The sequence below is a fragment of the Nonomuraea antri genome, assembly GCF_013283785.1.
GTDB lineage: Bacteria > Actinomycetota > Actinomycetes > Streptosporangiales > Streptosporangiaceae > Nonomuraea > Nonomuraea antri.
Genome location: NZ_JABCPZ010000022.1, coordinates 41197 through 53609 on the forward strand (window position 1 = coordinate 41197; position 12413 = coordinate 53609).

Sequence of the window (12413 nt, forward strand, 5' to 3'; positions counted from 1 at the left end):
CTAGTCACTGACGCCGAGAACGAAAGTCCCCTCGTCGGCGTCGCGGTCGTCGGCCGTCAGCGGGCGCAATCCGCCGCCGGCCACGTCGAGCACGTGGTAGGCGGTGAGCGAGCCGAAGCCGCCCGGCGGCCTGGCCGTGGCGACCAGGACGTGGCCGCCGTCGCGCCAGCCCAGCACCCGCTCGGCGGCCGGCACGGCCAGCGTCCGCGTCACCTCGCCCGTCGCCGCGTCGACCAGCGACACCCCGGACGGCGACGCCACCGCCAGCGTCCGCCCGTCGGGGGACACGGCGGGCCCGTTCGCCAGGTTCGCGGGGATCGGCCGCCGGGTGAGCGTCGTGCCCGCCGGGCTGATCTCGACGAGTTCGGCCGAGCTCAGGTGGCCGGGAGCCGTGTCGCTCGGCCGCGTCCTGGTGAGGGCGAGGCCGGCGTCCGTCCAGCCCGCGGGTGTGCCCTCGGTGGCGGTCCCGGTCACGCGGCCGGTGGCGGTCTCGTGGATGACCAGGCCCTTCTCGACCTCGACGGCCACGTGGCGGTCGTCGCGCGACATGGAGATCGACGAGCACGCGCCTCGGCAGGGGAAGGAGCGCGTGGCGCCGGTGCGCACGTCCATGACGGTCACCTGGTCACGGTCGGTCAGGAGATGGGCCACCAGCTGCCGGCCGAGCGCGAGCGCGTCGCCCCGGTCCGATCCGTCCGGCAGCCACCAGCGCCGCCCGTCGGCGGCGACGAGATGCCAGGCGCGGCACCGTGTGCCTGTCCCGCCTTCGAGGCAGCGGCCGCGGTAGGCGTGGGCGATCGGGCCCGTCGCCTGCCCCGCGTTCAGCCGGGCCGCGGCGGGCAGCGGGGTGCCGAGCGGTGCCGCGGGCAGGTCGGGCAGCGCCAGCCAGTACGCGCCGGCCAGCACGGTCAGGGCGAGGGCGAGCGCGCGCCACGTCCTCATGAGCCGTCCTCGGGGACGCGCGCGTAGACCGTGTCGGCGGCCGGTCTGGCCTCCTCCGCCCGGCCGGTCTTGATGTCGATCTCCCAGGTGACGGGGTCGAACAGGCTGGGCGGCGAGGTCACGACGACGTGCCCGTCGTTCTTCCAGGCCACCACGTCGAGGCCCTGGTGCGGAGTGTCGCCGGACGCCTCGATCGTCGTGCGCTGCAGCACCCGGCCGGTGGACGGATCCATGAGCACCAGCTTCAGGTCGTCGGTGATGATCAGCAGCCGTTCTCCTCCGGGCGTGAGCGACGCGTTGAGCGTCGGGTCGAAGGGCACCCGGGTCAGCACCCGGCCGTCGAGCCCGGCGGTGACCAGTTCGACGTCCGGCGCCGGGCCACGGGCCGCCGGGCCGGTGGTCGCGACGAGCCCGCCGGGGCCGAAGCCGAGTATCCGGGCGATGCCGGGGACCGTCACCGCGCGGCCGCTGCCGATGTGCACGATTTGGGCGCCGCCGCCGGTCAGCGTCGCCACGTGCGTGCCGTCCTGCGACAACGCCGGCGAGGTTCCGGTGATCGCCCGGCGCGCGCCCGTGGCCAGGGCGTGGACGACGAGCCGCCGGTCGGCGCGGTCGCGGTAGACGACGTGGGTGCCTCGCCAGTTGACCGCCAGCGGACGCCCGGCGGCCCGGGGGAGCGCGGCGGAGTCGTTGGCGGAGATCGCGAACCAGGTCGCGCAGTCGAGCAGCGTGCCCCGGTCGGGCCGTGCGCAGTTGTTGGACTGGAGGTAGAGCGCGGGCTCGGCGAGCCGTCCTTCCTGGTCGTACAACGGTGTGACCGGGGTGGTCGCCGTCCACCAGGCCGCGCAAGCTGTCACCGCCGCGGCGAGCGTGGCGAGCGCCGGGCCGGGCCACCGGCGCAGCGGCCGGGGCGCCGCCGGGCGCACGCAGACGATCAGCGCCACGATCGCGGCCGACACACCGGTCAGTATGGAGACCTGATCGGAGAGCGTGTGCGTGGACAACGCGCAGGCCAGCGCGGCGCTGCCGCCGCCGGTGGCCAGCACGCGCGCCGACCGGGTGCGGATCGCCGCCGCCACGGCGATCAGATCGGCCGGCCCCTGTGCCAGCGGACGCGCTTTCAACTCGTGAATCAGCAATCGAACAGCGGCCACGATGAACACCGCGGCGACGGCCCAGACCTTGTCCGCCGTGGGAACGGTTTCGCCGAGGCTTCTGACGACCGTCGCCCCGGCCAGCACGAGCACGCCCGCGTCCGTCATGGCGTGGAATGCCGAGGCGGCCGGGTCGAGGATCGGCAGTCCGTGCGGACGCCCTTTCTCACGTCCGGCCATCAGCCGGAACTCGGACATCAGCACCCCGGCGAACCAGCACACGAGTATCGCCATGGCGCTGATGGTGAGATGGCCGCCGGTCATCGGGAGCAGCAGCCCGGCCGTCAATCCCACGGCGCGCCAGGACCTGGTCTCACGGAAATAATCGATGGCCGGGCCGGCATTCCAGGTGGTCGGGCCGAGGCGTTCACGATTGGTGAAACCCGCGATGCTCCGGTGCGAAACCGGCGTGGACTGAAAAGCGGCCCAGAGTGCCAGACCCACGATCGCGGCCACCAGGACGACGACCAGATTCAAGCCGATCCCTTTCCTCAGGGGTCGCCAAACTAACAGAATCGCCTTCAGTTGATCTATCACGGGGCGAATGATGATTTTTCAGGGAATGAGAAAGCGGCGGACGGCGGTGATCCTGCTTCTCGTCGGCGGCCTGGCGCTGGCCGGCGTCCTGTGGAGCGGCCTGGTGATCCCCCGGTTCTCCCACGGCGGCGGGGCGAGCGCGGGAGCCACCCACGGCAAGGGGCACCCGCTGGTGATGGACGTCACCGTCGAGATCGAGAACCGGGGCTGGTTCCCCGAACGGGTCGAGGCGGTGGGCCGGAGCGTCCCCGGCCTGCACCTCAAGAGCGTGACCTACGCCCCCGGCGTGCTCGCCGCCGGAGAACGGCGGAAGATCTCGCTCGCCTACCAGATCACGGACTGCGCCGCGGTGCGGAGATCGAGCCTGGTCGTGCCGGTACGGGTGAGCCGCTGGTGGGGGAGTGTGACGGTTGACGCCGCCGATGACTTCGACGGTTCGCAGAGTTGGGAAGAGACCGTACTCGACGGCTACTGCGAGGACAAACCGTGACGTCACGAACGGTTAACAGTTCCCTGAGGGGTTGCTGAGCGTCGTAAAGTTTCCGTCAACGGGGTCCAGTACAGACGTGGGGAAGACGAATGCCGCAGATTTCGCCGCTGGTAGCCGGCGATCCCGCCCAGCTAGGGTCCTTCCGGTTGACCGGCAGGATCGGCGAGGGCGGTCAGGGCATCGTCTACCTGGGAGTCAACGAGCAGGGCGAGCGGGCGGCGATCAAGCTGCTGCACGTGAAGTTCTCCGGTGACACCATCGCCAGGTCGCGTTTCGCCAGGGAGCTGAAGGCGGCCCAGCGGGTGGCCTCGTTCTGCACGGCCCGGGTGATGGAGGCCGACCTCGACGGGAACACGCCGTACATCGCCAGCGAGTACATCGACGGGCGGCCGCTGCGCGAGCTGGTCGACACCGACGGGCCGCTCAGCGGCACCCTGCTCGACCGGCTGGCCATCGGCACGGCCACCGCGCTGGTCGCCATCCACCACGCCTCGATCGTGCACCGCGACCTCAAGCCCGACAACGTGCTGATCGCCGCCGACGGGCCGCGCGTGGTCGACTTCGGCATCGCCAGGATCATCGACTCCACCGGGACGATCACCAGCAGGGCCATCGGCACCCCGGCCTACATGGCGCCTGAGCAGATCGCCGGCGACGACATCGGGCCCTACACCGACGTGTTCGCCTGGGGGGCGACCATCGCGTTCGCGGCCACCGGCACGACCGTCTTCGAGGGCAACTCGATCGCGGTCGTGCTCAACCGCATCCTGAACCACGAGGTCGACGTGGACATGATGCAGGAGCCGCTGCGCGGCGTGGTGCGGGGGGCGCTGGCCAAGTCGCCGGCCGACCGCCCGTCCGCGGACCAGATCCTGCTGCGGCTGCTCGGCCAGCCGGAGACCGCCGGGGCCTCCACGGCGGTGCTCAACCGGGGTGTGCAGGTGGCCAGCGACGACACCGCGCCGTTCGCGCGCGTGTCGGTCACCGACCGGCCGCCGACCGGCACGCACACCGGGCTCCAGCAGACCGACGGCCTCCCGCCGCAGACCCACACCCAGGGCGAACCGGCGCCCACGTCCACGCAGTCGCCGGCGCCGACGCTGTTCCCCGCCGTGACGTCGGCCACGCTCCCGCCGACCCAGGCACAGACCCCGTCACCGGGCCAGCAGCCGGCCGGCCCGACCGGGCCGATCGTTCCCGGTGATGCCGCCGAGACCGGTGGGCCGGCGCGGCGGCGCAGGTCGTGGCTGCTTGGGCTGGGCGCCGCCACCGTCGCGCTGGTGGCCGCCGCGGCGGTGGCCGTCTCGAACGGCTGGCCGCCCCTGGCCTTCGGCGACCAGCCGACGCCCACGCAGGGCGGCAGCAAGGGCCGCGACCCCGTCTCGCCCGGCACGTTCGCCTCGGTCGTGGAGAAGGTGGCGGGCACCGGGAAGATCGTGATCGGCGTGAAGGGCGACCTGCCGGGCATCGGGCTGGAGCGCGGCGACGGCTTCGACGGGTTCGAGGTCGACCTGGGCAAGCGGATCGCCACCGAGCTCGGGGCCAAGCAGGTCGAGTTCGCCAGGGTCACCGTCGGCAACCGGGCGCAGCGGCTCGCCGACGGGGCCGTCGACCTGGTGCTGGCGACGTACTCGGTCGACAAGAGCGAGGTGCGCTTCGCCGGGCCGTACTATCTGGCGCATCACGACGTCCTCGTGCACCAGGGCGCGCCGATCAAGACGATCAAGGATCTCAACGGCAAGCGCGTCTGCGCGCTCAACAGCACGGCCGTCGGCGCGGTGCAGGACCGGGCCAAGGTCGAGCCGGTCACCGCGGGCGACTACGCCGAATGCATGAACCTGCTCAGGAGCGGCGCCGTCGACGCGGTCCCCGGCGACGATCTCATCCTGGCCGGGTTCGCCAACCGCGAGAACCTGCGGTACCGGGTGCTCGGCGCCAAGCTGAGCGACCAGCCGTACGCGGTCGGCATCCGCAACGGCGACGCCAAGACCTGCAAGGCGGTCAAGTCCGTCATCGCCGACCTCTACCGCACGGGCTACATCAAGCAACTCGTGACCAAGCATTTCGCCAAGGTCGACTTCGAGCCGGAGCTAGAGGTGCCCGCGATGGAACCCTGCGAATGACGAGCGGGTAACATCCGAAAGTCAATGATTCAGCCCGCGAGTTAGGGGAAGGCCATGGCGTTGTCAGCCACTGGGCCCGTCAAGGTGACCGTCACCGGCGCCGCCGGACAGATCGGCTACGCACTGCTGTTCCGCATCGCGTCGGGTCAGCTGCTCGGCGCCGATGTCCCGGTCAAGCTGAGCCTGCTGGAGATCCCGCAGGCCGTGAAGGCCGCCGAGGGCACCGCCATGGAGCTCGACGACTGCGCGTTCCCGCTGCTGTCCGGCATCGAGATCACCGACGACCCGAACGTCGCGTTCGCGGGCGCCAACGTCGCGCTGCTGGTCGGCGCCATGCCGCGGAAGGCCGGCATGGAGCGCGGCGACCTGCTCGAGGCCAACGGCGGCATCTTCGGCCCGCAGGGCAAGGCGATCAACGACCACGCCGCCGACGACATCAGGGTCCTGGTCGTGGGCAACCCGGCCAACACCAACGCGCTCATCGCCCAGCAGCACGCGCCGGACGTCCCGGCCGAGCGGTTCACCGCGATGACCCGTCTCGACCACAACCGCGCGCTCTCCCAGCTCGCGGCCAAGCTCGGCGTGCCGGTCACCGAGATCAAGAAGATGACCATCTGGGGCAACCACTCCGCCACCCAGTACCCCGACCTCTACCACGCCGAGGTCGGCGGCAAGGTCGCGGCCGAGCAGGTCGACGGCGAGTGGCTGCGCGACACGTTCATCCCGACCGTGGCCAAGCGCGGCGCCGCCATCATCGACGCCCGCGGCGCCTCCTCGGCGGCCTCGGCCGCGAACGCCGCCATCGACCACGTCCACGACTGGGTCAACGGCACCGACTGGACCTCCGCCGCGGTCGTCTCCGACGGCTCCTACGGCGTGCCCGAGGGGCTCATCTCCTCCTTCCCGGTCCGCTCCGTCGGCGGCCGCTACGAGATCATCCAGGGGCTGGAGATCGACGCGTTCTCGCGTGACCGCATCGACGCCAGCGTCAACGAGCTCGTCGAGGAGCGCGACGCGGTGAAGGCCCTGGGCCTCATCTAGGCGTCCCGCGATCGAAAGGCGCGCGTCCTGCCGGGACGCGCGCCTTTTCCGTGCCGGCCCTACTTCCTGTCACCCTCGGGGCAGGGGTCCGGTGACACGGCCGGCGCGGGCGAGGACGTCGCGAAGATCACCCCGGCCCCCGCCATGACGCTGCCCAGCACGATGAGGACGCACAAGAGCACCTTCGTGACCCTTGGTGAAAATCTCCTCACATTTCGGTATCACAGCACATATCTCGGCGCCGCATCACTGATTTGGCGAAAGCGCCGCCCACGCGTCCGCGACGATGTCGCGCAGCGCTGGCCGCTCGGCCTTCCAGCCCAGCTCATGCTCGATCTTCGCGGACGACGCCACCAGCACCGCGGGATCGCCCGCCCGCCGCGGCCCGACCACCGCGGGGATCTCGTGACCGGTCACCTCGCGGCAGACCGAGATCACCTGCTGGACCGAGAACCCGGTGCCGCTGCCCAGGTTGTAGATCTTGTGCTCGCCCTCCGCGGCCGCGCCGAGCGCCAGCAGGTGGGCCCTGGCCAGGTCGGAGACGTGCACGTAGTCGCGGATGCAGGTGCCGTCGTCGGTCGGGTAGTCGGTGCCGAACACGCTCACCGACTCGCGCTCGCCGGTGGCCACCTTCAGCACGTTCGGGATGAGGTGGGTCTCGACGGCGTGCCGCTCGCGGTAGCGGCCGTAGGCGCCGGCCACGTTGAAGTAGCGCAGGCTCACCGCGCCCAGGCCGCGCAGCCCGGCGTAGGCGGTCAGCGCAGTGTCGACGGCCAGCTTCGAGGCGCCGTACGGGTTGGTCGGGCGCGTGGGGTCGCTCTCCTGGATCGGGGAGCGCTCCGGCTCGCCGTAGGTGGCGGCGGTGGAGGAGAACACGATCCTCCGGACGCCCCGCGCGTGCATCGCGTCGAGCAGGGCCAGCGTGCCGCCCAGGTTGTGCGACCAGTAGAGACCCGGCTTCTCGACCGACTCGCCCACCAGCGACCTGGCCGCGAAGTGCAGCACCGCGTCCTGCCCGTCGAGCACGTCACCGGCCTCGGTGATCGAGCCCTGGACGAACCGCGCGCCGTCCGGCACCGCGTCGGCGTGCCCCGTGGACAGGTCGTCGAGCACGGTCACCTCGTGCCCCGCCTCGACGAGCTGCGCCGCGACGACACTGCCGATATATCCGGCACCTCCGGTGACCAGCAGCCTCATGTGTACTCCTGTTCAAACATGTTTGATTTTGTACGGCTCGCCGTTCAGCATACGACGGAAAGCCCCCGAGTACGCTGCCAACCACCATGTTTGACACCGTCGCGGCCAACGTCGCCCTGGTTCTGCTCTTCATTCTGGTCGGCGGCTTCTTCGCCGCCGCCGAGATGGCGATGGTCTCGCTGCGCGAAAGCCAGATCCGCAAACTGGCCGGACGCGGCCGCCGCGGCGATCGGGTGGCCAAGCTGGCCCGCGACCCGAACAGGTTCCTGTCGGCGGTGCAGATCGGCGTGACCGTGGCCACCATGTTGTCGGCCGCGTTCGGCGCCGACCGGCTCGGCCAGCAGCTGCGTCCGGTGCTGGAGGGCTGGGGCGTGCCCCCGGCCGTCGCCCCGGTGCTCGCGCTGGTGCTGGTGACGCTGGCCATCTCGTACGTGTCGCTGGTGCTCGGCGAGCTGGCGCCCAAGCGCCTGGCCCTGCAGCGCGCCGAGGGCCTGTCGCTGTTCGTGGCGCCCTTCCTGGACTGGATCGCCCGGCTGTCGCGCCCGATCATCTGGATGTTGTCCAAGTCCACCGACGTGGTGGTCAGGCTGCTCGGCGGCAACCCGGCGGCCGACAGGGAAGAGGTCACCACCGAGGAACTGCGTGACATGGTCGTCGGGCACACCGACCTGACCGCCGACGAGCGCAAGCTGATCGCCGAGGTGTTCGCCGCCGGCAAGCGCCAGCTGCGCGAGGTCATGCTGCCGCGCACCGAGGTCGAGTTCATGGAGGCCGACCTGCCGCTGGCCGAGGCCGCCGTGCTCGCCGCCGGGCTGCCGCACTCGCGCTTTCCCGTCTACCGGCAGTCCTACGACGAGATCATCGGCTTCGTGCACGTCAGGGACCTGCTCGACCCCACGCTCACCGGCCGGACCGAGCCGCTCAGCCAGCTCGTGCCGATCAGGGCGGCCAAGTTCGTGCCGGCCTCGAAACGGCTGCTGACCACGCTGTCGGAGATGCGCGACGAGGGCCAGCACCTGGCCATCGTGGTCGACGAGTACGGCGGCACGGCCGGCATCGTCACCATGGAGGACCTGGTCGAAGAGTTGATCGGCGACATCAGGGACGAGTACGACATCGAGGACGACACGGTCGTCCTGCCCGCCGGCGAGATCGAGATCGACGGCCTGACGAACCTGAACGACTTCGCCGGCGAGACCGGGATCAGGCTGCCGGACGGCCCCTACGAGACGCTGGCCGGGTTCGTGATGGCCATGCTCGGCCACGTCCCCGTCGCCGGTGAGCAGGTGGAGATCCACGGCTTCGAGCTGACGGTCACCGAACTCGACGGCCGCCGCATCGCCCGCGTCCGCGTGAAACGCCGACCGGTGGCCGAGTCGCCGCCCGAGCAGGATTCCTGACACAATTGCCTGCTATGGCCAGACCTCGTGTTCTCTCCGGCATCCAGCCCACCGCGGACTCCTTCCACCTGGGCAACTACCTGGGTGCGGTCCGTCAGTGGGTCACGTTGCAGGAGACCCACGACGCGTTCTACTGCGTGGTCGACCTCCACGCCATCACCGTGCCCACCGAGGCCGCGGACCTGCGCAGGCGCAGTCGCGTGGCCGCCGCGCAGCTGTTCGCCTCCGGCCTCGACCCGGAGCGTTCCACGGTGTTCGTCCAGTCGCACGTGCGCGAGCACACCGAGCTCGCCTGGGTGCTGATCTGCCTCACCGGCATGGGCGAGGCGGCCAGGATGACCCAGTTCAAGGACAAGTCGGCCAAGTTCGGCGAGAACGCGGCCAGCGTCGGGTTGTTCACCTACCCGATCCTGCAGGCCGCCGACATCCTGCTCTACCAGGCCAACCAGGTCCCGGTCGGCGCCGACCAGAAGCAGCACCTGGAGCTCACCCGCGACCTGGGCCAGCGCTTCAACCACCGCTTCGGCGACACGTTCACGCTGCCCGAGCCGTACATCCTCAAGGAGGTCGAGAAGATCACCGACCTCCAGGACCCGACGGCCAAGATGTCCAAGTCGTCGTCCAGCCCGGCCGGCATCCTCGACGTGCTGGAGCAGCCGGGCCCGCTGCGCAAGAAGGTCATGCGCGCCGTCACCGACACCGGCTCCGAGGTCCTCTTCGACGAGGAGAACAAGCCGGGCATCTCCAACCTGCTGCGCATCCTGTCCGCGCTGACCGCCACGCCGATCCCCGAGCTGGTCGCCCGCTACGAGGGCCAGGGCTACGGCACGTTCAAGAAGGACGTGGCCGAGGCCGTGGTCGAGGCGTTCACGCCGATCAGGGAGCGCACCGAGAAGCTGCTGTCGGACGAGACCGAGCTCGACCGCCTGCTCGCCATCGGCGCCGAGCGCGCCGCCACGGTGGCCCGCCAGACGATGGCCGAGGTCCGCGACCGCGTCGGCTTCCTGCCCCAGCTCTGAACCCCGCGGGGAAGCCCGCCACGGGCTTCCCCGTGTCCCGGTGCCGATCAGGAACACCCGGTCGGCCGCCGGAGGTCACCGGTAGCGCACCCAGACGTCGCCGGTCTGCACGTAACCGGTCAGGCGGACGGTGACGCCGTCGGGCGCCGGCGGCTTCGGCGGGTGGTTGTGCACCGCGCCCAGCCACCGGCGTACGACGTCCTCGTCGCGCACCCGCCAGCCGCGCGGGACCAGCACCACGATGTCGCCGAACCAGGACGTGATCTCGACGTCGAGCAGGACCTCCCGGTGCGCGCAGTCCGCCCGGGTGAAGTCGATGCGCACCTTGCCCCACCGCCCTGCCGCGGCGCTGATGCGCTCGGGGACCTGCCAGCGGCCTACCTGCTCGACCCGGCCGCTGCCGGTGTGCAACCGCAGGTCGGGCTCGGGTAAGCGGACGAGCGGCGGCGGCGTCTCCTGGCGCGGCAGGTCGGCGATCATGTCGTCCAGGTCGCCCAGCGTGCGTGCGGTGTAGGCGCCGGCCACCCGCTCGTTCAACTCCTCCAGCGTGATGCGCCCCTCGGTGAGCGCCACCCGGAGTGTCTCGGCCACCCGCTCGCGGTCCTGGTCGCTCGCCCGCACCTGTCGATGATCCATCATGGCGTCCACCCTAGAAGGCCGGACCCCGGACGAGACGGTCAGGCGAGTGGGCAGTACAGGTCCACGGCGTTGCCGTCGGGGTCGGTCACGATGGCGTAGCGCTGGCCCCAGACCGCGTCCCACGGCTCCTTGTGGCCGGTGTGGCCGAGCGAGACCAGCTTGTCGTAGGTGGCGTCCACCTGGCCGGGCGAGTCGAGCAGGAACGCCAGCGCCACCCGGTGCCCGCCGCCCGGCGGGCGCCAGTCGGGGTCGAACGTGCGAACCGTCTCGACGGTGTCCCAGGCCAGCCGGATCCCGCCGCCTAGGTCCACCTCAGCGTGCGGCTTGTGGTCGTCCTCGGCGGGCAGGTCCAGGCCGAGCAGCCGGTAGAAGGCCAGCGAGGCGGCCATGTCCTGGACGACCAGGCCGAACATGTTCAGACGAGCAGTCATGATCACTCCTTGGGTGGGATGTTGAAGTTGACGCGGAACAGGTTCTCCGGGTCGTAGACGGCCTTCAGCCTGATCAGCCGTTCGTAGTCGCCGGGGTCGTAGGCGGCGCGGACCAGCTCGGGGCGGGCGTCCTCGACGCCGGCGAAGTTCAGGCTGATGCCCCCGGTGCTCCACGGCCGCATGGCGGCCAGCAGACGGTCGCGCGCGCCGAAATCGCCCTGCGTCGAGCCGGTGTACAGGGAGAACGCGGCGTCCCTGCCGCCGACGCAGTTGGGCGTCGCGGGCGGCCTGGCGTACGCGCCGCCGAAGTGGCGCAGCTCGGTGACGAACGGCGGCGCGGCCGCGGGCCCCGCGTGCGCGAGCAGCGTGTCGACGGCCGCCGCGTCTAGTTCGCGCAGCAGCAGGTTACGGTCGAACGCCTGGTACGGGGCGTCCACCGGCTCGTGGTGAATGCTGCCCACCTCGCCGTACGGCAGGTCGCGGACGCTGTCCACCAGCCGGTCGCCGATCGCGCGCAGCGGCTCGACCAGGTCCGCCCCGCCCTCCTCGCCGCTGTACGCGATCCGCACGTGGGTGACGTACCTGCCGCGTAGCGGTTCAGGCACCCCGGGCGCGTCGGGGTACGTGCTCAGCAGCACCGACGAGGACATCTCCTCGGGCACCGCGCCCGTCCACTCGGCGTAGGCACGCAGCACGTCGGCGGTGGCCTCGGCGGGGAAGTACAGGCCGCCGCCGTAGAGCCGGGCCACCGGGAAGAGCTCCACCTCCATGCCGACGACGATGCCGAAGTTGTCCTTGCCGCCGCGTACCGCCCAGAACAGGTCGGGGTCGCTGTCGGCGCTCACGTCGCGGATCCGGCCGTCGGCGGTGACCACGCGGAGCCTGCGCACGTGGTCGGCGGCGAACCCGTGCCGGCGGCCGAGCAGCCCGGCGCCGCCGCCCGTGGTGTAACCCACGGCGCCCACGTTCGGGCTGGAGCCGTTGAGCGGGGCCAGCCCGTGCGGGGTGGTCTGCAGCAGCACCTGACGCCAGCGCGCCCCGGCCTCGATCCACGCGCTCCTGTCGCAGGGGACGACCTTGACCCCGTTCATCCTGGAGGTGTTGACCAGCACCGCCTGGTCGGGACGGACCGAGGGGCCGTGACCGGTGGCCAGCACGCCGATCGCCCGGTCCTGCTCCCAGGCCAGGCAGACCGCGGCGACCACGTCGTCCTCGTCGGACGCGCCCACCACGTACGCGGGCTGGGACTCGACCGCCCTGTTGATGCCCAGCCGATCGTCGTACCCCGGCCGTCCGGGCAGGATGAACTGCACAGGAGTCGCGTTCATGGTGGTCCAGGTACCCAGGAGGAATCCGGCCAGTCGTGCGGGGGAGCGGCGGGCGCCGAGCCGAACCGGTCTATACGGGACATGCCGGTGCGGTGATGCCAGACTTCCCTCA

General features: G+C 71.2%; 12 protein-coding genes. 5 read left to right on the plus strand and 7 right to left on the minus strand.

Annotated elements, in window-relative coordinates; all coding sequences use genetic code 11:
- Together HII36_RS10435 and HII36_RS10440 are read right to left on the minus strand one after the other, a co-directional pair.
- The gene (locus HII36_RS10435) at window positions 1-942 is read right to left on the minus strand and encodes a hypothetical protein (protein WP_173522899.1); all 942 of its coding nucleotides are present in this window, start codon (window positions 940-942) and stop codon (window positions 1-3) included.
- Window positions 939-2573 (minus strand): hypothetical protein, encoded by a 1635-nt coding sequence (locus HII36_RS10440; RefSeq protein WP_173522900.1) that lies wholly within the window; start codon window positions 2571-2573, stop codon window positions 939-941. The genes HII36_RS10435 and HII36_RS10440 overlap by 4 nt, the downstream gene beginning before the upstream one ends.
- An 85-nt stretch (window positions 2574-2658) precedes the next feature.
- Between HII36_RS10440 and HII36_RS10445 the strand changes: the two genes are divergently transcribed.
- From HII36_RS10445 to HII36_RS10455, 3 genes are all read left to right on the plus strand, one after another.
- Window positions 2659-3123, plus strand: coding sequence for a hypothetical protein (locus tag HII36_RS10445; protein WP_173522901.1), 465 nt, complete (start codon window positions 2659-2661; stop codon window positions 3121-3123).
- Window positions 3124-3269: 146 nt separating this feature from the next.
- Window positions 3270-5246: a protein kinase domain-containing protein gene (locus tag HII36_RS10450; protein ID WP_173522902.1), complete on the plus strand. Its 1977-nt coding sequence runs from the start codon at window positions 3270-3272 to the stop codon at window positions 5244-5246.
- 54 nt (window positions 5247-5300) lie between these two features.
- Window positions 5301-6287, plus strand: a complete 987-nt coding sequence (locus HII36_RS10455; RefSeq protein ID WP_173522903.1) for a malate dehydrogenase — start codon at window positions 5301-5303, stop codon at window positions 6285-6287.
- A 59-nt stretch (window positions 6288-6346) separates the two neighbouring features.
- Here the strand turns inward: HII36_RS10455 and HII36_RS57805 are convergent, their stop codons facing one another.
- A complete protein-coding gene (locus tag HII36_RS57805; protein WP_268959484.1) occupies window positions 6347-6469 on the minus strand; it encodes a hypothetical protein in 123 nt (40 codons plus the stop codon).
- Window positions 6470-6533: 64 nt separating this feature from the next.
- A complete protein-coding gene (gene galE, locus HII36_RS10460; protein ID WP_173522904.1) occupies window positions 6534-7484 on the minus strand; it encodes a UDP-glucose 4-epimerase GalE in 951 nt (316 codons plus the stop codon).
- Window positions 7485-7570: 86 nt separating this feature from the next.
- Between galE and HII36_RS10465 the strand changes: the two genes are divergently transcribed.
- Together HII36_RS10465 and trpS are read left to right on the plus strand one after the other, a co-directional pair.
- Window positions 7571-8884: a hemolysin family protein gene (locus HII36_RS10465; protein ID WP_173522905.1), complete on the plus strand. Its 1314-nt coding sequence runs from the start codon at window positions 7571-7573 to the stop codon at window positions 8882-8884.
- Between the two features lie 14 nt (window positions 8885-8898).
- Window positions 8899-9903, plus strand: coding sequence for a tryptophan--tRNA ligase (gene trpS / locus HII36_RS10470; protein WP_173522906.1), 1005 nt, complete (start codon window positions 8899-8901; stop codon window positions 9901-9903).
- A 75-nt stretch (window positions 9904-9978) separates the two neighbouring features.
- Here trpS and HII36_RS10475 read toward each other — a convergent pair whose 3' ends face one another.
- From HII36_RS10475 to HII36_RS10485, 3 genes are read right to left on the minus strand one after another with little or no spacing between them, the layout of a single operon-like run.
- Entirely contained in the window at window positions 9979-10542 is a 564-nt protein-coding gene (locus HII36_RS10475; protein WP_173522907.1) for a DUF1707 SHOCT-like domain-containing protein, read from the minus strand.
- A gap of 38 nt (window positions 10543-10580) precedes the next feature.
- Window positions 10581-10973 (minus strand): VOC family protein, encoded by a 393-nt coding sequence (locus tag HII36_RS10480; RefSeq protein ID WP_173522908.1) that lies wholly within the window; start codon window positions 10971-10973, stop codon window positions 10581-10583.
- Window positions 10974-10975: 2 nt separating this feature from the next.
- Complete coding sequence (locus HII36_RS10485; protein WP_173522909.1) at window positions 10976-12301, minus strand: FAD-binding oxidoreductase; 1326 nt, start codon at window positions 12299-12301, stop codon at window positions 10976-10978.
- Between the last annotated feature and the right edge of the window lie 112 nt (window positions 12302-12413).